Raw genomic sequence first — 26606 nt, 5'->3', positions numbered from 1 at the left:
AAAGTTGTGTTGGTGAAGCGCGCATTCGTCGCTGCGGTCGATGTCGGGACCGGGAGTGCCCGCGCCGGCATTTTCGATGCGCAGGGCGACATCCTCGCGCGCACCGAGCATCCGATCGTCATGCACCGTCCGCTGCCCGGCCATGCCGAGCATGATTCCGAAGACATCTGGAATGCCGTCTGCCGCGCCGTCCGCGATGCCGTGACCGAAGCCGGCATCGCCGCCGAGGACGTTGCCGGCATCGGCTTCGATGCGACCTGTTCCATCGTGCTGCGCGGCAGGAACGGCGAGCCGGTCACCGTCTCAACTACCGGCGACGCACGCTGGGACACGATCGCCTGGCTTGATCACCGGGCGATCGCAGAAGCCGACGAGGCGACGGCGACAGGCCACCGCGTGGTCGACTATGCGGGCGGCACCATTTCGCCCGAGATGGCAACCCCGAAACTCGCCTGGATCAAGCGCAACCTTCCCGGAAGCTGGAGGGCGAGCGCCCTTTTTCTGGATCTGGTGGATTTCCTCACATGGAAGGCCTCGGGCTCCACCGCGCGCTCCCAATGCACGCTAACCTGCAAGTGGACGTTTCTCGCTCACGACCCATCGCCATGGGCGCATGATTATCTCGCGGCGATCGGCATCGAGGACATGACAACGAGGGGTGGCCTGCCGGCAAGAGCTGCCCCTGTCGGCGCTAATCTCGGCCCGCTCACCGCCGAAGCCGCGCAAGACCTTGGACTGACGGTCGATTGCCAGGTCGGCGTCGGCTTGATCGACGCCCATGCCGGTGCGCTGAGCGCATTGGGCGGCTATTCCGGTGACGCTTCCGAGATGACGCGCCGCGTCGCGCTGATTGCCGGAACCTCGAGCTGCGTCACCGCCCTCACGCAAAGCCCACGGCCCATCCACGGCATCTGGGGCCCGTATCTCGGCGCTGCCCTTCCCGATTTCTGGCTCTCCGAGGGCGGCCAGTCAGTGAGTGGCGGCCTGCTCGATCACATCATCGAAACGCATGGGAGCGGTCTCAAGCCCGACAAGGCCGCCCACCAGCGCATTTGTGCCCGCATCGCCGAGCTGCTCGTCACTGAAGGATCAGATCTCGGCGGACGCATCCACCTTCTGCCGGATTTCCACGGCAACCGCTCGCCGCTCGGCGACCCGCACGCGCTCGGCGTCGTCAGCGGCCTGTCGATCGACACATCGTTCGACAGCCTTTGTCGGCTCTATTGGCGTACCGCCGTTTCCATCGCGCTCGGCATTCGCCAGATCGTCGAGGCGATGAACGAAAACGGGCTGTCGATTGACACGTTACACGTGGTCGGCGGGCACACGCGCAACCCGGTGCTGATGGCGCTTTATGCGGACGCGACCGGCTGCAACACCGTGACGCCTGCCGCCGAAGACGCGATGCTGCTCGGCACCGCCATGACCGCCGCCTCCGCCGCGGGGTGGCACGATACGCTTGCCGCCTGCTGTAGCGCCATGGTCAAACCCGGTACCGTCCGCCACCCCGATCCCGCCATGACAAGCCGCTTCGACCGCGACTACGCGATTTTCAAGCTGATGCAGGCGCAACGGGCAGAGATCGAGCGCCTGTCGACATAAAGCCTGCTCCCCGCGCCGATCGTCGCAGAACGGGAGAGGCAGCATGGCGTCTTTTGCCGGACGCTGCTAACGGGCATCGACCACGAGGGCACAGCCCGAGCTGCCCCGCACACCAATTTCGCGCAAAGGCGCACCGATGCCCGCTGAACAATTCGATACCGTGATCCTCGGCGCCGGTGCCGCTGGCATGATGTGCGCGATCCAGGCTGCGTCCAGGGGTGGCCGGGTGCTCGTCGTCGACCATGCGAAAGCCCCCGGTGAAAAGATCCGCATCTCGGGCGGTGGGCGCTGCAACTTCACTAATCTTCATGCCAGTGCCGCGAACTTCATCTCGCAAAACAAGCATTTCGCGAAGTCCGCGCTCAGCCGTTACACCCAGCATGATTTCATCGCACTCGTGGAGCGACACGGCATCGCCTACCACGAGAAGACGCTCGGACAGCTCTTCTGCGACAATTCGGCGAAAGACATCATCGCGATGCTGCTGGCGGAGATGGATGCGGTGGCTTGCGAACTGCGCCTCACAACATCGATCGACAGCGTCGAGCGGCGCGAGACGGGGTTCGAAGTGCGGCTTGCCGGCTCGGATACGAGCACGGTCCACTGCCGCAATTTCGTCGTCGCCTGCGGCGGCAAGTCGATTCCGAAGATGGGCGCGACCGGCCGGGGCTATCAGCTCGCCGAGCAGTTCGGATTGCCTGTCGTGGAGACACGGCCGGCTCTCGTTCCGCTGACTTTCGGCGAGGACGTGCTGGTCGATTTCCGCGAGATGGCCGGGCTTGCCGTGGATGCGCGCATTTCCTGCGGCAAGACGCATTTCGACGAGGCGATGCTCTTCACCCATCGCGGCCTGTCCGGTCCGGCGGTCCTGCAGATTTCATCATACTGGCGCGAGACCCAACCGATCGAGATCGCGCTTCTCCCGTCGGAAGATATCTTCGATTCTCTTCGAGCGGCAAAGAAGGCCAACGGCAGGAGATCGATCACCACGGCGCTCAGTGAGATCCTCCCGAAGCGCCTTGCGGCCTACGCATCGCGCTTTGCCGGTTCGGACGGACAGTTGGCCGATATGAGCGACAAGGCGCTCGGTGTCCTGGCCGACAAGCTGAAACACTGGGAAATCTATCCCATCGGCTCGGAAGGATACCGAACCGCGGAAGTCACTCTGGGCGGGGTCGACACAGCCTCCTTGAACTCGAAGACCATGGAGGCCAAGACGGTCGGAGGCCTCTATTTCGTCGGGGAAGTCGTCGACGTCACGGGTTGGCTCGGCGGCTATAACTTCCAGTGGGCGTGGTCGTCCGGCTGGGCGGCGGGAACGGCCATCGCCACTGCTTGAAACGGGCATCGTGCAGCAAATCATCTGCCGCGCGATTCCATTGTTGACAAACATACTCATATTTACGTAGTGCGGAGTCCTGACCAATTGAGTGGGGGTTACCGTGGTACGTTTGTCGTCGATTGTTCACCTGAAGCGCGCGCTTCTCGCATCAGCCTTGATGTCCGTATCGGCTGGCGCTTTCGCGCAGGAAGCCACGGTGTTGGAAACGTTGACCGTGGAAGACGAAGCGGTCTCCGCAGACCAGGCCACGGGCGGGCCGAAGGGTGAAACGATCATCCGTCAGGTCAGCGTCGGCAAGAGCGACCGACCGATCGCCGAGACACCGCGCTCCGTCTCCGTCGTCAGTGAACAGCGTCTCTCCGACCAGGGCGTCGACGATGTCTCCGATGCCCTGCTCTACGTTCCCGGTGTCTATGCCGAAACCTTCGGTCCCGACACGCGCGTCGATTCTAAGACGATCCGTGGCATCTCCGCCCCGCAGTTTCTCGATGGCTTGCGCAACGATTTCTCGTTCTACAACAACAGCCGCATCGATCCCTACGCGCTCTCCGCCATCGAGGTCATCAAAGGTCCTGTCGGCGCGCTCTACGGTAGCGGCGCCCTTGGCGGCATCGTCAACCTGACGAGCAAGCTGCCGCAGGAAGCGCCGGCGCGCGAAGTCTTCGTCGAAGTCGGGACGCACGACCGTGCACGCATCGGCGTCGACCTCACCGGCCCGGTCACGGCGGATGGAAACCTCCTCTACCGCTTTGTCGGTGCGGGTCAAAAGAGCGGCACACAGGTGGATTTCGTCGACGATGACGGGCTCTTCATCAATCCCTCGATCACCTGGCAGCCGACCGACGACACCAAGCTGACGGTGATCGGCCTCTATCAGAACGACGACGGCGGTCTCACATCGCGCTTCGTCCCGATCGAAGGGTCGCTCCTCCCGACCGACAACGGCAACTTCGTCGACAAGGGCACCTTCCTCGGCGAGCCCGATTTCGATCGGTATGCCGCAGAGCGCGCCTCCATCACGGGTCTCTTCGAGCACGGTTTCAACGAGACGTTCAGCATGGATGTCGCGGCGCGCTACACCGACAGCAATGCCAAATACGATCAGGTCTACCCGTTCCCCTGGAACGTGACCGGAGACACGGTGCCGCGGCTTCTCTATTCGGCCCGCAACGAGGCGCAGAGCTTCGTCTCCGACGCCAGGCTCAATGCCGATTTCGACATTGGCGCCATCAATCACGCCATCTCCTTCGGGCTCGACTATCAGAACTCGACCACGCGCTCCGATGGCTATTCACAGGCCTTCAGCCCGATCGACATGATCAACCCGGTCTATGGAACGCCGATCCCAAGCTTTACGCGGGCACGCGGACCGGAACAGCAGACGGATCAAACCGGCATCTATGCCTTCGACAATCTGTCCTTTGACGACAGGCTGTTCGTGACGCTCGGCCTGCGCCATGATTGGTACAATGATGCCGCCGATGTCGAAACGCGTGCCTTCTCGGGCAATGCCGGCCTGCTCTACCGCTTCGACAACGGCATCGCGCCCTATGTCAGTTATGCGACCGCCTTCGAGCCACAGCCGGCGGACTCGCGCGGCTTCACCTATGATCCGGTCACGGGCCGCCAGATCGAAGCCGGCATCAAGTATCAGCCGGTCGGCACGCCCCATCTCTTCACCGCATCGGTCTTCGAGATCGACCAGACCGACCGCCGCCTGCCCAATCCTGTGGGCAGTCCGACGGGGCCAGAATTCGTTCAGAACGGCGAAACGACGATCCGCGGTTTCGAGCTGGAGGCGCAGACCCGCTACCGCGATATCGAACTTCTCGCGGGCTACAGCTATCTCGACACCGAAGACAAGGTAACCGGCTTCGAGCTTGCCTCCGTGCCGACGCATCAGGCATCCGCATGGGTCACGTACCGACCACAGGGCAACCAGCTCGAGGGCTGGTTCTTTGGCGGCGGACTGCGCTATGTCGGATCGAGCCTCGACGGCGCCGACAACCTCAAGACGCCATCCTTCGTGCTCGCCGACGCGCTCGTCGGTTACGAGACCGAGCGCTGGTCGGCGCAGCTCAACGTGCAGAACATCACCGACGAGGATTATCTGACGACCTGCCTCGCCCGCGGCGACTGCTTCTATGGCCAGGGCCGCACGGTGAATTTCAAGCTCGCAACGCGGTTCTGACGAGAAAAGGTCCGATGCCGTGAACGCCATGCTCCGACATCCTCGCACCTTGCAAATGGAAGCTTCGCCGGAGGGCGCAGCGAGCATGGACGCGTTGTTCGAGCTTGCCCGGCGTCAGACCCCCCTGCTTGACGGCAGGATAGAGCCTTGGTCGGTTGGCTATCTCGATGGCAGCGACGCCGACGCCGGTGTGATTGCCGCCCTCGTTCGCGTTACCGCCGAGGCGCATCAGACGGCCGGTCCTGCCTATTGGGCAGCCCGCGCCTGGTCTATGCTGATCTGGCAGCCATGCGTGCTCGCTGTCCTTGCAGTCCATGATCTCGATCGCGCCCTGGCGGTCGACCGCATGCAGCAGCGTGTCGACGGCACGCTCGTCGCCGGCTACCGGTTCTGCGATACGGCGATCGGCACCACAGACGATCCTCTGACCGCGACCGCGCAGGCCTTGAGCGGTTTGACCGACACGCTCTTCTGGCGCCTGAGCGGCATCATCAAGATCAAGCGGATCTACGCCGAACGGCTGCTGGCCGACCGTCTGCTCGGTGTCCTCCTCTCCCGTTCGTCCGTGGCCAACGGCCGCGACGCCGTGACCCTTCTCGCCAGCAAGGCCAGATGGCTGAGTGCCATGGGCCTCGAAGGCGCCAGCGACATCGCTCTCAAGATCTCCGAGGATGGTGAACCGCGACCGCAGCTCGTCCGCAAGGCCTGCTGCCTGCATTACCGCACAGAGCCCGGAGCGCTGTGCGCCTCATGCCCGAAACTGGCCGGCAAGGACATATCCGACGAGGCGTAACCGAGCCATGGATTGCTATGGCTCGACAGATCGTCGCAGAATGGGCCGAACCGCAGTGTCTCGGGGCCGCCATGGATCTCATGAACCTTCTACGATCTGCAGAGGCACTCCTCTACGAGATCGTATCCTGGCTCATCTTCTATCCGCTGACATTCTGGCGCTGCGTCAGGCACCCTGTCCGCATGATGATCTATGCGGAGCGGGAACTGACCGATCCGCCCGAAGAGCAGTTCGTCGACACAGTATCTCCTCCGCTCTTCCTTTTCCTGACGCTTGTAATCGCCCATCTGTTCCAGATGAATATCGGCGCCGCGCAGCCGGAACTAAGCGGTGTTCTGTCCGACGACCGCAATCTGCTCTTGTTCAGGGCCGTCATCTTCAGCCTGCTGCCCTTGCTGGTCGGTATCCAGCGCGTCCACCAGAAGAACCAGAAGCTGACCAGATCGACGCTGCGGCCGGCCTTTTATAGCCAATGCTATCTGGCGGCTCCGTTTACGCTCAGCCTCGATATGGCACTGATGATCGGTCAGCTGGACCACGCGTGGTCCAGCATCACCGCATGGACGCTCTTCCTCGCAGGGCTGATCTGGTATCTCGGCGCATTGACCGAATGGTTTGCCGTGCACGGACCGATGCGGCGGCTGCGCGGATTTGCTCTTTCTTTGGGCACTGTGCTTGTCGGTGGCCTGATCGCACTCGCGGTTCTCATTCCGGTGGCGCTGGTCACGGTTTCCACGCGGTGAGATCGGAAGCCCCGAGCGCCTAGAAGAGCGCGTGTTCCGAAATCAGCACGCCGTCCGCATCCATGTAGACCCACTGCCCGGGAATGAAATCGGCTTGGCCGAACGTCACGCGCAGATCGCGATGTCCGGCAGCGGTCTTGGTGCTCTTGATCGGCGACCGGCCCCGCGAGAACACGAGAAAATCCATGCCATCCAACGCCTCGCCATCACGGATGGCGCCATTGACGATGATGCCCGCCCAGCCGCTGGCACGACCGATCTCGGCGAGCACGTCGCCGACAAGCGCCGTGCGCGTCGATCCGCCGCCATCGACGACGAGGATTCGACCTTTGCCCGGCTCCGACAGAGTCTGCTTCACCAGCGCATTGTCTTCGAAGACTTTCAGCGTCGAAATCGGCCCGTAGGCTGAAGCGCGCCGACCGAACCGCTGCCATGTCGCATCGCAGAACCGGACCTTGTCTTCGTAATCGTCGACCAGGTCGGCCGTCTTGATGTCGCGCATATTAAAATCTCCTCAGGCTTTCGGCGCCGCAAGCACGCGCACGGGAGCACCCGCACGCCATGCGGCGATATCTTCGACGGCGTCGCGATAGAAGGCAGCGTAGGCGCCCTCCGTCACGTAGCCGAGATGGGGCGTCGTCACCGCGTTCGGCACATCGCGCAACGGATGATCTTCCGGCAGCGGCTCCTCGTTGTAGACATCGAGGCCGGCGCGGATGCGGCCTTCCGTCAGCGCCTCGATCAATGCTGCCTCATCCACAAGCCCGCCGCGCGAGGTGTTGATCAGCGCGGCGCCCGGCTTCATCAGCGCAAGGTCGGCGGCGCCGACGATGCCCTTCGAGCGTTCCGAAAGAATGAGATGCAGCGAGACGATATCGGCCTCGCGAAAAAGCGTATCCTTGTCCACGCGGCGAGCGCCCAGGCTCTCCGCATGTTCGTCGGTCAGGTTCTGGCTCCAGGCAATCACCTTCATGCCAAAGGCCTTCGCGATCGGAACCATGCGGCTGCCGAGCTTACCGAGCCCGACGAGACCGAGCGTCTTGTCGCCGATCGACATGCCGATCGTCTCCTGCCACCCACCATCACGAACACGCGCATGTTCCTGCGGTATCGAGCGCGCAACGGAAAGGATGAGCCCGAAGGCGAATTCCGGCGTCGCCATCGGCGATTCACCCGGATGCGTGTGGCAGATCGTGATGCCGCGTGTCGTCGCCGCGTCCATGTCGATCGTGCGCGTGCGGCCACCGGTGACGACAATGAGCTTGAGTGCTGGCAGCCGCGCGATTAGCGAGGCAGGCATCGCCATCCGCTCGCGCATCAGCACCAGCACGTCGAACTGGGCCAATTCTGCCGCAGCCTCGTCTTCGCTCGAAAGATTGCGCTTAAAGACTGTGATCGAAACGTCGCTGCCAAGCGAAGACCAGTCGGCAAGCGACAGCGCGACATTCTGGTAGTCGTCGAGGATCGCAATCTTCATGCCGCACTCCGCAATGCCAGATCGTCGGCAACGAAGGCGAGGCCTGCTCGACTAGCCTCGTTTTCCAGCATCGTGATGTCCTCGACCGAAACCGGCAGACCAATGCGCCGCCGTTCCGCTTCGCGGATCGATTCCGGCTCGCCCGGCATCAAGATCGGCTGATCCTCGTGCAGGCGAGGCTGTCCCTTGGCGCGGGAGACGAGCGCGCCCATGCGCGTGCGATAATCGCCCTCGCCGAGGAAGAGATCCGGCTTCAGCGCAACGAACATGTGGCCGACATCCTGCGGGTGTTCGAAATCGGCATATTGGTTGCCGACCTCGCCGCCGAAGGCCGAGCCGGACATGACGCCGGCGACCACTTCCATCATCAGCGACAGCCCCGAACCCTTCGGACCGCCGAGTGGCTGGATGATGCCCTCATAGGCTTTCTGCGCATCGGTCGTTTCGTTGCCGTCGGCATCGAGCGCCCAGCCAGCCGGGATCGGTTCGCCCTTCTGCGCGGCGCGGCGGATCTTGCCACGCGCCACGACCGACGTCGCCATGTCGAGGATCACCGGCGGCGTGCCGTCGCCGCCGGGGGCGCCGAACGCGAACGGGCTGGTACCGAGAAACGGCTTCCTGCCGCCCCAAATCGGCATTGCCGGCGAGGCGTTGGTGAACACGAAAGAGACGTAGCCCGCCTTGGCCGCATCGAACAGATAGGTCGCCGCCATGCCGAAATGGGTGCTGTTGTGCGCAGCCACGACGCCCACGCCATAGGTTCCGGCCCGCGTGCACGCCTCCGCCATTGCCTTCTTCGCGACGAGGAAACCCAGCCCGTTGTCGCCGTCGATCTTGGCGCAGGCGGCTGCGATCTCGTGAACGGCCAGCGTCGGCGCGGCGTTCACGAGCCCTTTGCGCAACCGCTCCAGATAGATCGGCATGCGGCTGACGCCGTGCGATCCGACACCGCGCAGGTCCGCCAGAACGAGACAGTCCGCGACCGTGTGCGCATCGTCCGTCGGCACACCCGCAGAGGCGAATATGCGGGCGACAAGCTGGGTCAGCCGGATGGGATCGACGTTCAAAGACACGTCTGAAGCGGGCATGCGGCATATCCTCCCCTGGTATCACGCAATGGGTCCTCGCTATCAGGGATTCCTCAATGTGTATACAGCCGCATGCAGTGAACGGCACTCACGATATGGCGGTCGGCCGATAGGTTTGCGTGCACAGGTCGAGGAAAGAGGCCATGGACCGCGAGACCGGTCCGGAACGACGATGCGCAACCAGCAGCTGGCGCTTGGCCCAGTCGTTTTCGAGGGGAGCGGCGACGACATCGGTCGGCGTCAGGAGATGCAGGCTGGTGGCTCGCAGAAACCCGATGCCGAAGCCGGCCTCGACCATTCTGACCAGCGAGGGAAAGCTCTCCACATTGACACGTTCGCCCAGCGTGCGGCCGACGCTTGCCGCTGCCTGGCTCAGCAGCCGGTCGAGCGCGCCCGAATGGTGGATGCCCACCACCTCGTGACCGGCAACCTCTTCGAAGGCGATCGGCTTGGCCGTTCGCAGCCGCTCGGCGACGGGGTGGTCCGGAGCGCTCAGCACATAGACCTGGTCGTCTTCGAAAATGCGCGTGTCGTAACGGCTGAAATCGTTGTTGTCGGCGACGATCGCCAGATCAGCCTGCCCATCGTCGATGGCAAGCAGAGCGCCGGCGGCATTCATCTCCTGGATGTCGAGCGCGATGGTCGGATAGCGCTGCGCGTAATCGGCCAAAAGCTCCGGCAGGCGCCCGGCTAGCGCGGAGCTCGTGCAGGCAAGCCGCAGATTGCCGCGGCGGCCCTCGGCGAAATCCGCCATTGCCGTATCGAGATCGGCGATTTCCCGTAATATCGTGCGAACGCCTTCGACATAGATGCGGCCGGCGGGCGTCAGTCGGACACCTTGCGTGGATCTATCGAAAAGCGACACGCCAAGCCGTGCCTCAAGATCGCTGATTCGCCGGCTCACGGCCGATGGCGCGATGTTCTGACGATCCGCTGCGCGGCCGATCGATCCGCTTTCGGCAAGCACGACCAAAAGCCGCGCCGTCACCGGGTCGAAGGTTTGCATGTCTATCCCGCCTTGCTGGGTCATCGATGTATCGGGCGCCGCTCATCATCGACCAGCACACCACGACATGACCCGGAACATAGACGGTTTCGTGCCGACTGCCACAAAGGCAGGCGATCCTTATCGCTTGACCTTCGAAGGCACGGCGTTGGGCAGGCCCCGCCACATGTCGCGGCGCGCGCCAACCAGCCGGTTCGTCTCGTACCGCCGCACACCTTCGAAATGGTCGCTGAGCGCGTCTATCGCGCGGGTGAAAAAGGAGGTGATCCGCATGGTCGTCTCCATCGCAGGCAATTGTTGATGGAGGGAAGATACGCTCAAGTGTTGGCGATCGGCAGCGCTGGTTAGGCAGGGGGCCATCGCGGTTCGACATGACCGGCTAACTTTGCATTAACCTCTGGCAATACGGCGCTTCTCCAGTCGCCGCACCCACAGCGGGATGAGAACCGGCGCGGTGATCAGGATCAGCACGACGCGCGCGAGATGATGAAGGCTCACAAAGGCCGGATCGGCATCAAGCGTGATGGCGATCAGGCTCATCTCGGGCAAACCTCCTGGCACGAGCGACAGAAGCCCAATGGCGAAAGGGACGCCAAGCAGTTGCTCGAAGGCGAATGCGAAGCCGCCGGCGAGCGCCATGGAAAAGACCGTGAGAAGCGCGCCTAGGAGCAGGCCCGTCAGAAGCACCCGGCGGGCGATCCCGGCGAAATGCTGGCCGATGACCGAGCCTATCACGATCTGTGCGGCAGCAAGCAAGGCGTCTGGGATGTGCGCGTCGGTGATGCCCGTGACATGAACGAGCGCGCTGAGGATGAGCGGTCCGGTCAGATTGCCGGCCGGCAGCCGGATCTTCTTGGCGATCAGGAAGCCGATCACCGCGCAGGCGGAAAGCAGCGCCACATCGAACAGACTGATGCTCGGAAACCATTGGATGACGCGACTGACACCATCCCCGGCACCGCTGCCGATCAGACCGAAGACCGCCAGCAAGGTCGGCGTCATCGCGATGAGAACCACGAGACGCGTGCCATGAACCAGGCTGACGGAGCGGACATCGGCTCCCATCGCGGGACCGATGATGACCATTTCGCTCAAGCCCCCCGGCATGCCCGCAAAGGCCGCCGTCGCCGGCGTCATGGCACCGAGGCGCCAGCAGACGGCGATGCTGACAAGTGCAACGATCACGACGTAGAGGAGCACGCCGAGAAGGCTCGGCCACCAGTCAGGTATGCGCGCCGCGACTTCCGGCGTGAACGCGCTGCCGACCATCAGGCCGATCACGGCGATCATCACCAGGCGCGGTTTGCGGAACGAGCGCATGTCGATCCCGGCGATCGACAGGGGGATCGTCGCGACCATCGCCCCCAGTAGCCAGCCGAGCGGAATGCCGAGCCGGTAGCCGCAATAACCACCGATCGTGCCAACGGCCAACGTGCGAAGGCGGATCAGGAAACCACGCATGCCTTCCAGCCCTGGGCGGTTCTTCTTCGGTGCCAACGGGTCAGGCGAAGCCGCCCGCTCTTCCGGGGACGCACCCGCTTCGTGCGTATTACCGTATTGGGTCATTGCCGATCGCATTCGAATTGTCGATTGATGATGGATGGCGGGACTTCAGAATCTTTTGTACACAGCCGCATACGAAATGGCCAACCGCGATGCGGCATCGCGGCAACTTTTCAGTGCGGGCGGGAAAGCCTAGGACGATGGCGCGATGACAGAGAACCGAACTGAAGATTTGAGCAAAACGCGCGGCCAGAATGCCTATCGAGCCATTCTGGCAGCGATCCGTGACGGGCATTACAAGCCCGGCGACCCATTGCGCGAAGAAGAAGTCGCGATGCGGATCGGTGTCAGCCGGACGCCCGTGCGTGAAGCGCTCGGCCGCCTCCAGGAAAAGGGCCTGCTGGAAGCAGCGCCCGGTCGCGGCGTCGCTGTTGCCGTTCTCTCCATGCAGCAGATCTTCGAGCTCTATGCGATGCGGCAGGAGATGGAAGGCCTCGTTGCCCGCTTTGCCGCACAGCATGCGACGGAAGCCGAGATCGCCAATCTGGAACGGCTGAACGAACAGTTTCTCAAGGCGGATCGCACGCCGAAAGTGGCCGCGCTGATCAACCGCCAGTTCCATGCCCGGCTCTACGATGCGGCGCGCAATAGGTACCTCCGCCAGGCGGTCGAGGATCTGCAGGAGACGATCGCACTTCTGCCGGAAACCACCTTCGTTCAGGAAGGCCGCACGGTGATCGCCCATGGCGAGCACAAGGAGCTGATCGATGCGATCCGCGCCCGCGATACGCTGAAAGCCGAGGCAGCCGGCATCAACCACATCCGCAAGGCGCTGGAGACGCGCCTTGCCATCACCGACCATGAGGAAGCCGTCGGCGTCTTCAGGCCGGCCAGATAGCGGGGTCGCTGCCAAGCGGCACGGGCGGGCGTCGGAACTCGGCCAGACGCCCGCCGATCTTCAAGGGCGGGCGCACCGCGCGCACGGTTCCGAACCTTGTCCCGTGCGTCGCGATCAGATCCGCGATGTCGCTCGAACTGGGGTTCGATGCCGGCACGGAACTGTCGTTACCGAGCCGGTTGCGCCATTCCCACATCCACTGCGCCGTCGTCGCGAGCGAAAGATCCACCGCAAAACTACCCCCTTCCTCTGCGCGCCGGATGAGCGCCGCCATTGCGCCGAAGGCGGCGAGATAGCCCGTCAGATAATCGAGCGGCTGGCAGGGCAGAAGGGTCGGTCGATCGGCCCCGGCCTCAAACGTCATGCCCATGGTGGCCTGGACAAGACTGTCATAGCCGCGCCGGAAGCTCCAAGGACCGGCATGCGAGAACGCCGAAAGTGACACATGCACGAGCTGAGGATTGCTCTGATGCAGCGTTGCCCGATCCAACCCGCGGCCACCAATCGCGCCCGGGCGATAGGCATCGAGCACCACGTCCGCGCTACCAGCAAGATGCGCCAGATCGGCGCGACCAGCGTCGCGAGCCAGATCGATCTCGCATGCATGCTTCCCGAAGCCGGTGTCGATCACGAGGGATTCGATCGACGGCAGACCCGGACCAGACACGAGAAGCACTGTGCCCCCGTGCTCTGCGAAGGTCCGCCCCGCCATCGGTCCGGCAATGACGCGCGACAGATCGATGATGCGCAGGCCCGAAAGCGGATTCTGTGCTGCATCTATACGACCGCCCGGCCATGCCGTCAGACCTGCCGGCGCCTGGCGTGTGACTTGCAACACCGGCAGCGCCCGAATGGCCGTTGCCTGCTCCGTCGCTTCCCACGCGCTGCGCTCACGAACCTTCGCCGCGCAGAGATTGCGGCTGATCGCTTCGGCCTCGAGTTCGGCGGCATCCCATTGCCGCACCGCTGAGCCTATGGCGTCCGAATCGTTTTCGGCACCGAGCAGGTCGAGCAGTCCTTGGCGCAGATGCGGGAAATTGCCGTGCAGGAACACCCACTCCCCATTGGCCGCCTCGTAGAGCCCGGTGAATGGATCGCGGAACTTGGCGTTCTTTCCCCCGACCTCCAGATAGCTGGAACTCGCCATGGCGATTTCGGCGGAGCGCGTGTCCATCTCCACCGACAGCTTTTCGCCGGTGCGCATTTCCTGGATATGTGACGCCGCAAGACCGACGGCCGCGAGCGTCGCCGTCGCAATCGGCGCGATCGGCCATGCGGTCGCAAGCACCTTGTCGTGCTCCGTGATCGTCAGGCGATCCAGCGGTAACCCCTCAAGACCCGCCAGGGCGAGCAGGTCTGCGAGGATAGCATGAGCATCATCGATCACGCCGCTCATCGCACCGCTCCTTGCGGCACCGCAACCTCGCCCTGCATCAGGCGCCGTGCCGTGCGAAACACCGTGGCATTCTCGGCATGCCAACCATCGTGGCGCTTCAAGACGCGCGCCCCGACGCTGACCAGACCGGACGGATTGCCGACGCGGATCTCGTCGCCCTGGTGGTCGGGACGCAGCGCCTGTTCGGCGAGCGTGCCTTCGATGCGGGCGGCGACGCCGACGCACATGGCGCCGGTCAATGTGACCGCGCGGTGCGCCTGCTCCATCGAGATCATGCGCACGGCGATGTCATGCGTGGTCTCGTCAAGCGTCTGGCCATCGAGCGTCCGGAACGGAGATGGCGTCCCGACCATCGAGATCTTCGGGTTAGCGAGCCCAACCGACGTGGCATCCGCGCCAAGCCCCATCAGCACCCCGCCCTCGCGCCGGATCGCGTCGAGCAACGCCATGAGAGGTCGATTGGCCTCGATGGCATCGGGCAGTTCGCCGCCGGTCATCCCGCAATCGGCAGCACGAACGAAGACGACCGGATTGCTCGCATCCACCAGCGACACCGCATAGGAGCGACCGTCCACCATGACATGATCGACCACATTACCGCTCGGTAACAAGCCCGATGTGACCGTGCCCCCCGGATCGAGGAAATCGAGCGCAATGCGCGCGCCTGCACCGGCAACGCCTGCAATCACGAAGTCGCCCTCGACCACGGCCCGCCCGTCGCGCACCGGAAAGCGCGCGTGGATGATCTTCTTGGTGTTGACCTGGTGAATGCGCACCAGCGCTTCACTGTCCTCGACCGAGACCAGCCCCTCATCGACTGCGAAAGGGCCGATGACGGAGGAGAGATTTCCGCAATTGGCGCCCCAGTCGACGACCGGGCGATCGACTGCGATCTGCGCGAAGAGATAGTCGACATCGGCGTCGGGATGGGTCGGTGGTCCGATGATCGCCGCCTTGGAGAGTGAGGACACGCCGCCGCCCATGCCGTTGAGCTGGCGCTTGTAGGGATCGGGGCTGCCGAGCACAGCAAGAAGCATCTCCTCGAGCGTCGTACGATCCTGCGGAACGTCGGCTCGGTGGAAGAACACGCCCTTGCTGCTGCCTCCCCGGTAGAATGCGGCGCGAACGAATGTTTGAGACATGGATCCCCTCCCTAGTCATGGCCGTTAAGAGGCCAGCAAATGCACTCCGCGAACGAAGTAAAAGAAGCCGATCGCGGTTACGATCCAGCGCGTCCAGGCCCGGAAATTGGCGTCGGTCAATCGCTGCAAAATGCCGTTGCCGGCTTTCGTGCCGAGAATGGCGATCGGCGCGGCGATGGCGATTGCGAGCCACTCCGACCCCGAAAGCACGAATGTGGTGCTGGCGTAGAACGCGACCTTCAGGCCATGCGAAATCACCTGGATGGCCGACTTGGTCGCGATGATGACGCGGCGATCCATCATCGTGCGAATGAAGAAGATGTCGATCGTCGGACCCGATGCGCCCACGCCGATCGAAAGGCCGCCGGCGATCAGCCCGCAGGCCAGCGCGTGATGCCGCTTTGAGGCATCGAGCGCGAACCAGGAATTCGGCACCCAGACGAGGATCGGCAACAGCCCGATGACGATCGAGACGATCGCGAGTTCCGGCGTGTAGCTGACCAGCAGGAACAGCAACGCCGCAATCAGGAGCCCGATGGAAACCGTTCCGACGATCCGCCAGTCGATCCAGCTGCGCGAAAACCAGGCACGCGACCCGTTCGCCACGAGTTGGATGACGCCGTGAACCGCGATCGCCGTGCCGACAGGCAGAAGAAAGAACAGAATCCAGAGAAGGATCAGCCCGCCTGCCATGCCGAATATGCCGGAAAGCAGCGCGGTGAGGAACACCGCGACCACCATTCCGACGGCGACGAACGCGCTCACGCCGGCGCGACCCGATCAGGCCGCGAGCGTCTGCGTCGCGAACTGCGCCGCCCCGTAGCCTGCACGCCGTCCGAAAACGGCGCCCGAGGTGAGGCCCGAACCGCCCGGATAGCCTTCGTAGAAGACACCCCCGACCATTTCACCGCAGGCATAGAGCCCCGGAATGTCCCTGCCGTTTTCATGGACGACGCCCCCGTGGTCGCTCACCTTCAAGCCGCCATAGGTGAAGGTGATACCGCCGGTAACCGGATAGGCCTTGAACGGGCCTGTGTCGATCTTCTGCGCCCAGTTCGATTTCGGCAGCGACAGACCCTTGGTGTTCTTGCCGTCCTTGATGGTCGGATCGAAGGCAACGTCTGCGTTGACGGCAGCGTTGTAGTCGGCGAGCGTCTTGCGCACGGCATCCTTGTCGTCGATGCCGTCGAGCTTCTCGATCAGCGCATCCAGCGTGTCTGCCTCGACATAATGGGCGTCGGAGAACCGGTACTCCTCATAGAGCAGGTGATCGACCTTGCTGTCGAAGATCTGCCAGGCGAAATGGCCAGGCTGCTCCAGTACGGCGCGGCCGAACTGGGCGTAGGTGTAGTTGCGGAAATCCTTGCCCTCGTCGACGAAGCGGTCACCTTTCGCGTTCACCATCACGCCGAGGAAATAGCAGATCTTGCGATAGTTCTTGCGCTGCTCGTGCGGGATATCGAGGTTGCCGTATTCCGGCATGTGAAGATCCATCGGCGTCGCGTGGCAACCGTCATAGAGACCATAAGCCTGTGCGCCGAGCTTGAACGCCATTTCCAGGCCGATGCCTTCATTGTGCGGCGTGCCGCGAACCTTGGCCTTGGCCCAGTCCGCGCCGATGTATTTTTCGCGCAGCTTAGCGTTGGATTCAAACCCGCCGCAGCCGAGCACCACGGCGCGTGCCTCGATATCCGCCGTCTCGCCGGAGCCGCTGCGCGTCTTCACGCCCGCAACGCGACCGTCCTTCACGATCAGGTCGACCGCTGCGCAATCGTATCGGATCTCGCCGCCCATCGCCTTGAAGGCACGCATTTCGGCTTCAACGAGCCCGACGCCTTCGTGCTCGGCGGCGAGCGTCAGCCCGCCCCAGAAGATGTACTTGCCGTCCTTCTCGAAGGTCTGGCGCGAATAGATCGGTTCGAATTTGACGTTGTTGTCCGCCAGCCAGCGCATCGTTTCGTAGCTCTTGCCGATCAGGTCGCGCTGCTCGACCGAGAGTGGGCGGCCGCCATTGAAGCCGAGAAGATCCGCGCCGAATTTCTCCGCCGTGTACTGGCCGAACTCGGTGTTCGGAATGCGCGGATCGTCCGGATTCTGGAGAAGCGGGATCAGGTCGTCATTGCCGTTGTAGACGAAGCGCATCGCACCAGCGGTGTATTTGGAATTGCCGCCGGCCAGATCCTCGGTCGCCTTTTCGATGATCAGGACGCGAGAGCCCTTTTCCTTGGCTGCAATGGCGGCGCAGAGCGCGGCACTGCCTGAACCTATAACGACGACATCCCATACTTCGGACATGATGTTCTCCTGGCTTCGCTTGGACCCGGTGGCCACTTCAGTCTTTGTATACATTTGTATTCTGAATTTGCAACCGGACGAACGCCGTCGTCCGGTACGCGTTTCAATGCAGTCCGATCAGATCGCGTCGACCACGAACTGCGTGAAGGCCCGCGTTCCCAACGGCCCGCCAAGATCGCCGGTGCAGCGCGCGGGATCAGACAACACGTCGTCGATCACGGCCTCGATCCGATCGGCGGCTGCGACAAAACGCTCGCCACCCTTCCGCTCGCCGTACCAGCGCAGCAGCATCGCGGCCGATAGGATCATGGATGTGGGGTTGGCCTTGTCCTGCCCGGCGATGCTAGGGGCGGAACCGTGCTGCGCCTGCGCCGCGCACAAATCGTCATTGGCGTTCACCGAGCCGGCGAGGCCGAGGCTCCCGGAAAGCTCGGATGCAAGATCCGACAGGATGTCGCTGTAGAAATTGGTCGAGCAGATGACGTCATAGACCGACGCGTCGCGCACGAGCAGCGCCGCCATCGCGTCGATGAGCACCTCTTCCAGTTCGACTTCCGGAAACTCGGCGGCAACCTTGCGGACTTCCTTGAGGAAGAGCCCGTCGGTCAGAACAAAGGCGTTTGCCTTGTGAACGGCCGTCACCTTCTTGCGTCGCTTCATGGCAAGTTCGAAAGATGCGCGCGCGATGCGCTCGATCGCCTTTGATGTCACCTTGCGCATGGAAATGGCGACGTCTTCGGTCGGCATGAACTCGCCGGTGCCCGCCACCATGTTTCGGTCCGGATACATGCCCTCGGTCGATTCCCGCATGATCACGAGATCCATTTCGGTACCGCGATGCTTCACGCCGGTGCGCGTGCGCGCCGGACGGATGTTGGCGAAGAGATCGAGCTTGACGCGAAACGCCGCCGAGACGTTGACGCCACCCTTGTCACGCGGCGGGTAGTCCAGGTGCGAAATCGGGCCGAGCAACACGCCGTCCATCGTCCGCGCCAGCGGCAGAATGTCGTCGGGCAAGGTCGTGCCCTGCGTTTCGTAGGTGGCAAAGCCCATCTCGCGATGGGTATAGTCGAGGTCGAGACCGAATTTGCGGTCTGCTGCATCGAGAACATCCGTGCTCGCGCGCACGATTTCCGGGCCGATGCCATCGCCCGGCAGAACGAGAATCTTCATGCTATCTCCTGGGGACGTGCCGGCCGAACGAAGGCTTCACGTGGCTTGGCACTGCACTGATCGTCGAATGGGAAACGGCCGTCCGCCCGCGGAGGCGAGAAGACGGCCGCTGATTGTCAGGCTGCGCCCTGGAGTTCGGCTTCTGCCTGCAGCACTGCCGCCTGGACGTAGACTTCGCCGGCCATCAGCTTGCGCGCGGTGCGCAACAGACCGCCCTTGACGATGTCGATGCCGTTTTCCGTGTCGCGCGTTTCAAGCGTCACATCGAGCACGCCCGAGGGATGCTCGATCACGATGAGGCGGTCATGGCCTTCCGGGCGGACGGCAAGTCCGTCGGAAACCGAACCTTCGAGAACTGCGCAGGACGACACGCAGAGACCGCCGGTGACGGCGAAGGCAGCGTGCGTGTTGTGCGGGACGAAGTAGCGGGCCGCGATCGTGCCGCCATCCTTGGGCTTGGCCAGCATGGCAGCTTTTGGGACGACCTTATCGGCGACATCGCCGAGCCCCATGCGCCGGCCGGCCTCGCGCCGCATCGCTTCCATGCGGGCGAAGAAATCCTTGTCCGCGTCCAGTTCCTTCTTCGTCTCGTAGCCCGTCTTGCCGAGATCGGCAGCGCGGAACAGCATCATCGGCACGGCAACGTCGATGAGCGTGACGGTGACGCCGTCGATCTCTTCCGTCAGCTTGCCAGTCGGCAGCAGCGCGCCGGTCTTGGAGCCGACGATGTCCATGAAATTGAGGCGAACAGGCGCGGACGTGCCGGGCGCTCCGCTGATCGCCGCGTTGCCATCATAGACCACTGCGCCATCGCCGGTCTGCACGATCGACTCGATGCGACTTTGCGTGTTCTCGTCGAAGATCACGACGCTGGTCGTTTCGCCGGCCACGGGTACCATGCCGCTCTCGATGGCGAAGGGCCCGACGCCCGACAGCATGTTGCCACAGGACGGGCTGGTGTCGACGATCGCCTTGTCGACGGAAACCTGGGCGAACAGATAGTCCACATCGACCCCTTCCCGCTTGGACGGGCCGACGATCGCGACCTTGCTGGTCAACGTGTCGGCACCGCCGATGCCGTCGATCTGACGAGCATCGGGAGACCCCATCGCCGCCAGAAGAACGCGATCACGCGTGGCGATGTCCGCAGGCAGATCTGATGCCTTGAAATACGGGCCTTTGGATGTGCCACCGCGCATCAGGATGCAGGGAATTGCGACTTGCTTCGTCATTGAGCTGGACCTTTCGGAGGATGCACATGCTTCGCATGCGATTGTATACTGAAATTCGGGATATGGAAAACCGCCCCGGAAACGTTTCCGGAGCGGCTGTTCGTGTGCCTAGCGGAACGGCCAGACCAGGCTGTCGTAGAAGTACTCCTGGAGCAGGCCGTAGGGCATTTGCATGTTCAGCACCCAGGTCAGGACCATGATCATTGCAGCGGCTCCGGCCGTCAGCACGGCGGAGGTCAGCCAGCTCGTTTTCGCCACGACCCGGGTGAAGGTCATGAAGAACACGATCAGCGCCAGGAAGTAGCCAAGCAGACCGATCAGGCCGACGAAGCCGACCAGCCAGAATACGAACCGCCACGGTCCGCCGTCGGTCATGTTGGCGTCCATGTCGAAGTTCGCCGAACCGCCAGCGATGGCGCCACCGCCGCTGATCTTTTTTTGCGCACGCAGCTGCGGCAGGCCGACCACAAGGCAGGCGATCAGGCCGACGACTGCGACCGACATCGGGAACACCTTGTCGAGGAACGAGGCCAGTTCCCAGGAGTCGAAGAAGGCATAGACGAAGAGCCCGCCGACGATCACCGTGAAGACGATCTGCGGCATGAGGTTCTTGGCCTGGGCCTGCTCGGCATCGCCTTCGGAGCTTACACTCGCGGCGGCAACATCGCCGGGACGCTTGCGCGTGCCGAACCAGACGGAAAGCACGGTCAGCACGCCGATGGCCAGCGCCAGCGGCCGCAGCGGGAAACCGTAGCCGTAGAACTGCACCGCCTGGTAGAAATAGGTTTCCACCTGGGTGGCGAGCACGAAGCCGATGAGGAAGGCCGGGCGCGGCCAGCCGAAGCGCTTCAGGAAAATCCCGATGAGGCCGATCGCCAAAAGCGCCAGCATGTCGTTGAAGGACCGCGTGGCCTGGAATGCACCGAAGGAAATGACAACGATCATGAAGGGCGCGAAGATCGTGTACTTGATCGTGGTCAGCTTCGCGACCCACGGCGACAGGATGATGCAGAGCGCCGTACCCACAACGTTCGCGATCGCGAGCGTCCAGATGATTGTGTAGGTCAGGTCCAGATCACGGTTGGGGTCAGCCATAGCCGGTCCAGGCTGCAGGCCGATCAGGATCATGGCTGCGAGGAAGATCGCCATCGATCCGGAACCCGGAATGCCGAAGAGCAGCGTTGGGATCAGCGCACCACCCGCGCAGGCGTTGTTGGCAGATTCCGGCGCGATCACGCCGCGAATATCACCCTGTCCGAACTCGGTCTTGCCCTTCGTCGTCTGCACGGCGTGACCATAGGCGAGCCAGTCGACGACACTGCCGCCGAGACCAGGGATCATGCCGATCAGCGCACCGAGGCCGGAACACCGCAGGGCGAGCCAGCGGCTTTTCCACGTATCCTTGACCCCCTGGAACCAGCCCGATCCAAGCTTGCCGGTTGAAGAAATGCTCTGGTTCGATCGCAGAAGATCGACAATCTCCGGAAGGGCGAAGATGCCGAGACCGACGATGACCAGTTCGAGGCCGCTGATGAGATAGAGCGAATCGAACGACATGCGCTCGCCACCCGCGGCTGGCGCCGTGCCGATGGTGCCGAGAATGAGGCCCAGCGCACAGGCGGCGAGTCCCTTGCCGAGGTTCGATCCGGACAGCACCCCGACCATCGACAGGCCGAAGATCGCGAGCATGAAAAGCTCGGCCGAGCTGAATGATAGGATCAGCGGTCGCGCGATGAGAACGACGCCGGTCAACGCGATCGCGCCGAACATACCGCCCACCATCGATGCCGAAAAGGCCGCCGACAGAGCGCGTGCCGCCTCGCCTTTTTTGGCGAGCGGGAAACCGTCGAGCACGGTGGCCTGCGAAGCGGACGAGCCCGGAATGCCCATCAGGATCGACGAGAACGTGTCCGATGTCGGCAGGATCGCCAAGAGGCCGATCATCATCGCCACGGCCGAAGTCGGGTCCATGCCGTAGATGAAAGGAAGCAGCAGCGACATGCCGGCGATGCCGCCGAGCGCAGGCAGAATACCGACCACGAGCCCGAGCACGACCCCGATCGTCATGAACATGAGGTGCTGGACAGTCAGCAAGGTGGCGAAGGAACTGAGAAATGTCTCAAGCATGGTGGAGCGTCCCGCTGCTGGGGGAGATGCTGCGGATCGACGCGTTGCACGGCAACACGAAGCGACGAAGTCCGCAGAAGCCAGGATCAAGTCGTCCCGAACGATCGGGATCGAGTGTGAGCGGAGCGCGCGGCGACGAGCCTCGCGCGCTCCGTGTCAATTGCCGTTAAAGCTGGACCTGATATTCCGACATCAGGAACTCGCGAACCCATTCGCGTGCTTCCGGATCGATGGTGGTCGCGACTTCGTAGAGCGTCTGGACACCATCGCCGACAGCCTGTTCGTACTCGCCCAGGATCTCGCCCTTGGCAGCCTGCAGATCGGGATCGGCAGCCGCATCGGCGAACGCCTGGCGATAGGCGGCCACGATGTTCTCCGGGGTGCCTTCCGGCAGCATGGCAGGCTTCTGTGCTGCAAAGCCCGAGCCGAAAAACGCCATGTAGGCATCGAACTCGACGCTGTCCGGGATTGCGCCGGTCGCCATCTCGAGCGCTTCGACGAAGTGCGGCAGGTCCGGGAAAGTCGGATCGCGCTGGACGTTGCCTTCGGTATCCAGAACGCCCCACGAGAAGATCGGCACGGCGGTGCCGGCTTCCACCAGCGGCTCGACATTGGTGAGGTAAGCAGACGACGTCTGATAGTCGATCGTGGCTTCGCCGCGCTCGAAGGCAAGACGGCCATCGCCGCGGCCGGTCATGCCGAAGACGTGGCGGACATTGAGACCGAGCAGGCGGAACGCAAGCAACGGAACGAGATCGAGCGAGGTTGCACCCTGGCTGGCATAGACCAGTTCCTGGTCACCGATTTTCGACAGTTCGGATGCATCGGCAACGCCGAGGCTTGCCGGCAGATAGGCGACGCCGCCCGTCGGTGAGACGAGGACGGGGATCAGCTTGGCATAGTCGTAGCGCACGCGCGTGTCGCCGAGCAGGAACGGGAACTGCGTCGAACCGGACGTGCCGAGAAGTGACAGGCCGTCGGGACGGGCGCGCGCCACGAATTCGTTGGTGCCGGTGATCGAACCACCGCCCGGGACGTTGCGTACGATCACGTTCGGCTGACCCGGCAGATGCTTGGCAAGGTAAGGCGCCATGAACCGCGCCCAGACGTCGGAGCCACCGCCCTCGGAGAAAGGAATCCACCACTCGATGGTTTCACCAGCGAAATCCACGGAATCCTGCGCGAAGGCCTTGGGCAGACCGAAACTTGCGGCTGCAACGGTGGCTGCGCTGGCAGCCAGGAACTTACGACGATCGATACGGGTCATGCTTTTCCTCCCAATCCCATGATCAAAGTCTTCATCGTATACAAAGGTACACATGAATTAGGCGTAGGGTGACCACGTCACGCCGCGCCTGTAAAGTCATTAAAGGCGCCTCATCCTCATCAGGTGCCCGTGATTTCGGCAAAGAAGCCTCGAACTCCGGCGTTTAATGCCGGTTTCTCAATGAGTGATGCATGATTTGCATCAAACAGGCGTTTGCCTGCATGTTTTGGATCGTTCACATTGATATGTCATATGCAAAGATTTGGAGCGTTGATCTGAAATGCACATCAATTGCGACACGCTCGACTTACGCTCCTTCATCGCCGTCATGGAGCTCGGCAATTTTCACAGGGCGGCTGAAGCGCTCAACGTCTCGCAACCGGCACTCTCCCGCCGCATCCAGAAACTGGAAGAGACGATCGGGGCGCAGTTGTTCGAACGGACGACCCGCAGCGTCGCGCCGACGGCGGTTGGGCGCGAGATGTTGCCCTTGGTGCGACGGCTTCTGGACGAGTTCGACCAGTCACTGTTCTCGTTTCGTGATGTCGGCCTGCGCCGCGGCGGACTGGTGACGATCGCCTGCCTGCCGACGGCAGCGTTCTACTTCCTGCCTGCCGTCATCCGCCGCTTTGCAGCGGAATTCCCGCAGATACGCTTTCGCATCATGGACCTGAGCGCCAATGACGGGCTGACCGCCGTGTCACGTGGAGAAGTCGAATTCGGGATCAACCTCATGGGCGCATCGAGCGCCGATCTCGAGTTCACGCCACTGGTCGAAGATCCGTTCGTCCTCGCCGCGCGACGCGACCACCCGTTGGCCGCGCAATCGGTGGTGCGCTGGTCGGACCTGCCACCGCACCGCTTGATCACGGTCAGTCGATCGAGTGGAAATCGCACGCTGCTCGATGCAGCCCTGGCCAAAGCCGACGTGCAGCTGTCCTTCACATATGAGACAACGCATCTGTCGACGTCGCTGGGCCTCGTCGAGGCAGGCCTGGGGGTTTCCGTGCTGCCGAGCATGGCGACGCCGCAGGGCGATCATCCCATCATCACCGTCCGGCCACTGCACGAGCCCGAAGTGTCCCGAACGATCGGCATCGTGCGTCGGCGCGGCGCCTCTCTGGCACCCGCAGCCCAGCATTTTCTGGACATGCTGATGCTCCACTGGAAGCAGGGCTTGACCAAGAGCTGATCGATGGAGGCACGGCACGATCGACGGCAGTCGAGCCAGGCAGGGGGATGTCACCGCCCGAAAATCAAGAAGCCCTAAGCATCGCCTGCTCGCCGCGGCGGAGCGTAAGCACATCGACCCCGGTCTTCGTCACAGCAACCGTATGCTCGAACTGGGCGGAAAGCTTGCCGTCCGTCGTCACCACCGTCCACCCGTCATCGGCGGTGGCGACCTTGCGAGTGCCCTGATTGACCATCGGTTCGACGGTGAAGACCATGCCTTCACGCAGTTTCACGCCCGATCCCGGCCGCCCGAAATTCAACACTTGTGGCTCCTCGTGCATGTCGCGGCCGATCCCGTGCCCGCAATATTCACGCACGATGACGTAGCCGTTCTTCTTGGCATGGCGTTCGATCGCGTGGCCGATGTCGCCGATATGCGCGCCGGGCCGCACCTGCCGGATTCCTTGCCACATCGCCTCCTGCGCAACGCGCACGAGCTTGCGCGCAGCCGGCGGCGCGTTTCCGACCAGGTAGGTTTTGCTGGAATCGGCGATGAAGCCGTTCTTTTCCAGCGTGATGTCGAAATTGACGATATCGCCGTCCCGGATAATCTCGCCGGCATCCGGTATGCCATGACACACCACGTCGTTGATCGAGCAGTTCAAGGCATATTTGAAACCATACTGCCCTTTGCTGGCCGGTCGTGCCGCGAGATCGACACTGATGAAGCGGTCGACGAGGTCGTTGATCTGCAACGTCGACTGGCCGATAAGGTCCTGCTCGTCCAGCATCTCGAAGACAGACGCGAGCAATTTGCCGGACACACGCATCAGCGCCAGCTCGTCGGGGGTCTTGACCATCCCTCAGGCAGCCTGCGCAGGGATGCGCACGCCCGCCGTCTCATATTGCTGCTTGACGATATCGTTGAAGGAAAGCTCCGGATTGGCTTCGGCAAGCATGCCGATCTTCATCCAGAATTCAGCCTGCGCATTGATGGAGCGGCACTGCACCGTGCTCGCCCGGCGAACATCCTCGTGCAACTCATCATCGATCTTCACGATACCCATGCGTCGTCTCCAAGTTTGCACAGCATACGAACCATATATGGAACGTATGCTGTGCAATCAACTGGAAACGCCGACACAGCTGCGTGGTCTCTTGCGAGGCGCGTCACGGCTCAGCCGTCTGCCGAGACAGCAGTCAGCTCCAGGCGACGGTGCGCTGGCGCTGCTCGCCCAGTCTCTCGATCCCGAGGCGCATGTCCTGGCCGGGGCGGAGGTAGATCGGCTCCGGCTTGACACCCATTCCGACACCGGGCGGCGTGCCGGTGGAGATGATGTCACCGGGCTGAAGGCTCATGAACTGGGAAATATAGCTGACGACATGCGCCACGCCGTAGACCATGGTGCGCGTCGAGCCATCCTGGAACCGGCGACCATCGACGTCGAGCCACATGGAGAGGTTCTGCGGATCTTCGATCTCATCTGCGGTCACGAGCCACGGGCCGATCGGACCGAACGTGTCGGCCGATTTGCCCTTGGTCCATTGCCCGGATCGCTCGATCTGGAATTCCCGCTCGGACAGATCGTTGATGACGCAGTAACCGGCCACGTGATCGAGCGCGTCGGCCCCGTCGACGTAACGCGCTTCGCGGCCGATGACGACGCCGAGCTCGACTTCCCAGTCGGTCTTGCGGGAATTGCGCGGAATGATGATGTCGTCGTTCGGCCCGCAGATTGCGCTGGTGGCCTTCATGAAGATGACCGGCTCCTTGGGCACGTCGAGGCCGCTTTCGGCCGCATGGTCGGCATAGTTCAGGCCGACGCAGATGAACTTGCCGACATGGCCGACGCATGGCCCGATCCTGAGGTCCGACGGCAGCTCCGGCAGTGACTGCGGGTCGATCTCTCGCAGACGCTGCAATCCGCCCGGCAGGAGCGTCGCGCCGGCGATATCGTCGACGATACCGGTGAGGTCACGGATATTGCCGTTGGCGTCCAGAAGAGCCGGCCGTTCGCGGCCCTTCTCGCCGACACGCAGAAGTTTCATGCTGTCTCATCCTCTCATGAAAGGTAATCGGGCGGTCCAGCCGCCGTCTATGATGGGGAAGATGCCCCGCGTAAAGGTCATGACGCCAAGATCGACGATCTCGTCACTC

Annotated in this window: 24 protein-coding genes; 7 read left to right on the top strand and 17 right to left on the bottom strand. The window is 63.0% G+C overall.

Annotation, left to right across the window (positions count from 1 at the left end; all coding sequences use genetic code 11):
• Positions 1–12: 12 nt before the first annotated feature.
• The 5 genes from PU133_RS04120 (at position 13) to PU133_RS04100 (ending at position 6671) form a co-directional block, all read left to right on the top strand.
• Positions 13–1602, top strand: coding sequence for an FGGY-family carbohydrate kinase (locus tag PU133_RS04120; protein ID WP_404864435.1), 1590 nt, complete (start codon positions 13–15; stop codon positions 1600–1602).
• A gap of 136 nt (positions 1603–1738) precedes the next feature.
• Positions 1739–2941, top strand: coding sequence for an NAD(P)/FAD-dependent oxidoreductase (locus PU133_RS04115; RefSeq protein WP_404863607.1), 1203 nt, complete (start codon positions 1739–1741; stop codon positions 2939–2941).
• Positions 2942–3044: 103 nt separating this feature from the next.
• Entirely contained in the window at positions 3045–5135 is a 2091-nt protein-coding gene (locus tag PU133_RS04110; RefSeq protein ID WP_404863606.1) for a TonB-dependent siderophore receptor, read from the top strand.
• 85 nt (positions 5136–5220) lie between these two features.
• The gene (locus PU133_RS04105; RefSeq protein WP_404863605.1) at positions 5221–5928 is read left to right on the top strand and encodes a siderophore ferric iron reductase; all 708 of its coding nucleotides are present in this window, start codon (positions 5221–5223) and stop codon (positions 5926–5928) included.
• A gap of 17 nt (positions 5929–5945) precedes the next feature.
• Positions 5946–6671: a permease gene (locus tag PU133_RS04100; RefSeq protein WP_404863604.1), complete on the top strand. Its 726-nt coding sequence runs from the start codon at positions 5946–5948 to the stop codon at positions 6669–6671.
• 19 nt (positions 6672–6690) lie between these two features.
• Here the strand turns inward: PU133_RS04100 and rraA are convergent, their stop codons facing one another.
• The 6 genes from rraA to PU133_RS04070 all read right to left on the bottom strand — a co-directional run bounded on the left by rraA (position 6691) and on the right by PU133_RS04070 (position 11808).
• Positions 6691–7173: a ribonuclease E activity regulator RraA gene (gene rraA / locus PU133_RS04095; RefSeq protein WP_404863603.1), complete on the bottom strand. Its 483-nt coding sequence runs from the start codon at positions 7171–7173 to the stop codon at positions 6691–6693.
• Positions 7174–7185: 12 nt separating this feature from the next.
• The gene (locus PU133_RS04090; RefSeq protein WP_404863602.1) at positions 7186–8148 is read right to left on the bottom strand and encodes a D-2-hydroxyacid dehydrogenase family protein; all 963 of its coding nucleotides are present in this window, start codon (positions 8146–8148) and stop codon (positions 7186–7188) included.
• Complete coding sequence (locus tag PU133_RS04085; RefSeq protein WP_404863601.1) at positions 8145–9236, bottom strand: Ldh family oxidoreductase; 1092 nt, start codon at positions 9234–9236, stop codon at positions 8145–8147. Before PU133_RS04085 ends, PU133_RS04090 begins: the two co-directional genes overlap by 4 nt.
• A gap of 88 nt (positions 9237–9324) precedes the next feature.
• Positions 9325–10242, bottom strand: a complete 918-nt coding sequence (locus PU133_RS04080) for a LysR family transcriptional regulator (RefSeq protein WP_404863600.1) — start codon at positions 10240–10242, stop codon at positions 9325–9327.
• Between the two features lie 120 nt (positions 10243–10362).
• Positions 10363–10515: a hypothetical protein gene (locus tag PU133_RS04075; protein ID WP_164527789.1), complete on the bottom strand. Its 153-nt coding sequence runs from the start codon at positions 10513–10515 to the stop codon at positions 10363–10365.
• A gap of 117 nt (positions 10516–10632) precedes the next feature.
• The gene (locus tag PU133_RS04070; protein WP_404863599.1) at positions 10633–11808 is read right to left on the bottom strand and encodes an AbrB family transcriptional regulator; all 1176 of its coding nucleotides are present in this window, start codon (positions 11806–11808) and stop codon (positions 10633–10635) included.
• Between the two features lie 169 nt (positions 11809–11977).
• On the opposite strand from PU133_RS04070, the gene PU133_RS04065 reads away from it, so the two are divergent.
• Positions 11978–12643, top strand: coding sequence for a GntR family transcriptional regulator (locus PU133_RS04065; RefSeq protein WP_404863598.1), 666 nt, complete (start codon positions 11978–11980; stop codon positions 12641–12643).
• Here the strand turns inward: PU133_RS04065 and PU133_RS04060 are convergent.
• From PU133_RS04060 to PU133_RS04025, 8 genes are all read right to left on the bottom strand, one after another.
• A complete protein-coding gene (locus tag PU133_RS04060) occupies positions 12627–14039 on the bottom strand; it encodes a CoA transferase (protein WP_404863597.1) in 1413 nt (470 codons plus the stop codon). The two genes, PU133_RS04065 and PU133_RS04060, sit on opposite strands and share 17 nt — an antisense overlap.
• Positions 14036–15181 (bottom strand): 2-methylaconitate cis-trans isomerase PrpF family protein, encoded by a 1146-nt coding sequence (locus PU133_RS04055; protein WP_404863596.1) that lies wholly within the window; start codon positions 15179–15181, stop codon positions 14036–14038. Before PU133_RS04055 ends, PU133_RS04060 begins: the two co-directional genes overlap by 4 nt.
• A 24-nt stretch (positions 15182–15205) precedes the next feature.
• Positions 15206–15946, bottom strand: coding sequence for a TSUP family transporter (locus PU133_RS04050; RefSeq protein ID WP_151984056.1), 741 nt, complete (start codon positions 15944–15946; stop codon positions 15206–15208).
• A gap of 15 nt (positions 15947–15961) precedes the next feature.
• Positions 15962–17476 (bottom strand): FAD-dependent tricarballylate dehydrogenase TcuA, encoded by a 1515-nt coding sequence (gene tcuA / locus PU133_RS04045; RefSeq protein WP_404863595.1) that lies wholly within the window; start codon positions 17474–17476, stop codon positions 15962–15964.
• A gap of 117 nt (positions 17477–17593) precedes the next feature.
• A complete protein-coding gene (locus PU133_RS04040) occupies positions 17594–18649 on the bottom strand; it encodes an isocitrate/isopropylmalate dehydrogenase family protein (protein WP_404863594.1) in 1056 nt (351 codons plus the stop codon).
• Positions 18650–18765: 116 nt separating this feature from the next.
• Positions 18766–19881, bottom strand: coding sequence for a 4-oxalomesaconate tautomerase (locus tag PU133_RS04035; RefSeq protein WP_404863593.1), 1116 nt, complete (start codon positions 19879–19881; stop codon positions 18766–18768).
• Positions 19882–19989: 108 nt separating this feature from the next.
• Positions 19990–22008: a tripartite tricarboxylate transporter permease gene (locus PU133_RS04030; RefSeq protein ID WP_404863592.1), complete on the bottom strand. Its 2019-nt coding sequence runs from the start codon at positions 22006–22008 to the stop codon at positions 19990–19992.
• A 166-nt stretch (positions 22009–22174) separates the two neighbouring features.
• Positions 22175–23275, bottom strand: a complete 1101-nt coding sequence (locus tag PU133_RS04025; RefSeq protein WP_404863591.1) for a tripartite tricarboxylate transporter substrate binding protein — start codon at positions 23273–23275, stop codon at positions 22175–22177.
• A 280-nt stretch (positions 23276–23555) separates the two neighbouring features.
• Between PU133_RS04025 and PU133_RS04020 the strand changes: the two genes are divergently transcribed.
• Positions 23556–24467 (top strand): LysR family transcriptional regulator, encoded by a 912-nt coding sequence (locus tag PU133_RS04020; protein WP_126007939.1) that lies wholly within the window; start codon positions 23556–23558, stop codon positions 24465–24467.
• Positions 24468–24531: 64 nt separating this feature from the next.
• Here the strand turns inward: PU133_RS04020 and map are convergent, their stop codons facing one another.
• From map to PU133_RS04005, 3 genes are all read right to left on the bottom strand, one after another.
• The gene (gene map / locus PU133_RS04015) at positions 24532–25308 is read right to left on the bottom strand and encodes a type I methionyl aminopeptidase (RefSeq protein WP_404863590.1); all 777 of its coding nucleotides are present in this window, start codon (positions 25306–25308) and stop codon (positions 24532–24534) included.
• 3 nt (positions 25309–25311) lie between these two features.
• Positions 25312–25515 carry a ParD-like family protein gene (locus tag PU133_RS04010; protein WP_404863589.1) on the bottom strand — a complete coding sequence of 68 codons (204 nt, stop codon included), beginning with the start codon at positions 25513–25515 and terminating at the stop codon, positions 25312–25314.
• 133 nt (positions 25516–25648) lie between these two features.
• On the bottom strand, positions 25649–26497 hold the full coding sequence (locus tag PU133_RS04005; RefSeq protein WP_404863588.1) for a fumarylacetoacetate hydrolase family protein: 849 nt from the start codon (positions 26495–26497) through the stop codon (positions 25649–25651).
• Positions 26498–26606: the final 109 nt, after the last annotated feature.

The organism is Georhizobium sp. MAB10, from assembly GCF_045012825.1.
GTDB lineage: Bacteria > Pseudomonadota > Alphaproteobacteria > Rhizobiales > Rhizobiaceae > Georhizobium > Georhizobium profundi.
This window is presented reverse-complemented; position numbering and strand designations above follow the sequence as displayed.

Excerpts from the sequence above, each read along its gene's own strand:
- PU133_RS04115 (WP_404863607.1), top strand. The coding sequence starts at position 1,739 with ATGCCCGCTGAACAATTCGATACCGTGATCCTCGGCGCCGGTGCCGCT.
- PU133_RS04105 (WP_404863605.1), top strand. The coding sequence starts at position 5,221 with ATGGACGCGTTGTTCGAGCTTGCCCGGCGTCAGACCCCCCTGCTTGAC.
- PU133_RS04100 (WP_404863604.1), top strand. The coding sequence starts at position 5,946 with ATGGCTCGACAGATCGTCGCAGAATGGGCCGAACCGCAGTGTCTCGGG.
- rraA (WP_404863603.1), bottom strand. The coding sequence starts at position 7,173 with ATGCGCGACATCAAGACGGCCGACCTGGTCGACGATTACGAAGACAAG.
- PU133_RS04090 (WP_404863602.1), bottom strand. The coding sequence starts at position 8,148 with ATGAAGATTGCGATCCTCGACGACTACCAGAATGTCGCGCTGTCGCTT.
- PU133_RS04085 (WP_404863601.1), bottom strand. The coding sequence starts at position 9,236 with ATGCCCGCTTCAGACGTGTCTTTGAACGTCGATCCCATCCGGCTGACC.
- PU133_RS04080 (WP_404863600.1), bottom strand. The coding sequence starts at position 10,242 with ATGCAAACCTTCGACCCGGTGACGGCGCGGCTTTTGGTCGTGCTTGCC.
- PU133_RS04075 (WP_164527789.1), bottom strand. The coding sequence starts at position 10,515 with ATGCGGATCACCTCCTTTTTCACCCGCGCGATAGACGCGCTCAGCGAC.
- PU133_RS04070 (WP_404863599.1), bottom strand. The coding sequence starts at position 11,808 with ATGACCCAATACGGTAATACGCACGAAGCGGGTGCGTCCCCGGAAGAG.
- PU133_RS04060 (WP_404863597.1), bottom strand. The coding sequence starts at position 14,039 with ATGAGCGGCGTGATCGATGATGCTCATGCTATCCTCGCAGACCTGCTC.
- PU133_RS04055 (WP_404863596.1), bottom strand. The coding sequence starts at position 15,181 with ATGTCTCAAACATTCGTTCGCGCCGCATTCTACCGGGGAGGCAGCAGC.
- tcuA (WP_404863595.1), bottom strand. The coding sequence starts at position 17,476 with ATGTCCGAAGTATGGGATGTCGTCGTTATAGGTTCAGGCAGTGCCGCG.
- PU133_RS04040 (WP_404863594.1), bottom strand. The coding sequence starts at position 18,649 with ATGAAGATTCTCGTTCTGCCGGGCGATGGCATCGGCCCGGAAATCGTG.
- PU133_RS04035 (WP_404863593.1), bottom strand. The coding sequence starts at position 19,881 with ATGACGAAGCAAGTCGCAATTCCCTGCATCCTGATGCGCGGTGGCACA.
- PU133_RS04030 (WP_404863592.1), bottom strand. The coding sequence starts at position 22,008 with ATGCTTGAGACATTTCTCAGTTCCTTCGCCACCTTGCTGACTGTCCAG.
- PU133_RS04025 (WP_404863591.1), bottom strand. The coding sequence starts at position 23,275 with ATGACCCGTATCGATCGTCGTAAGTTCCTGGCTGCCAGCGCAGCCACC.
- PU133_RS04020 (WP_126007939.1), top strand. The coding sequence starts at position 23,556 with ATGCACATCAATTGCGACACGCTCGACTTACGCTCCTTCATCGCCGTC.
- map (WP_404863590.1), bottom strand. The coding sequence starts at position 25,308 with ATGGTCAAGACCCCCGACGAGCTGGCGCTGATGCGTGTGTCCGGCAAA.
- PU133_RS04010 (WP_404863589.1), bottom strand. The coding sequence starts at position 25,515 with ATGGGTATCGTGAAGATCGATGATGAGTTGCACGAGGATGTTCGCCGG.
- PU133_RS04005 (WP_404863588.1), bottom strand. The coding sequence starts at position 26,497 with ATGAAACTTCTGCGTGTCGGCGAGAAGGGCCGCGAACGGCCGGCTCTT.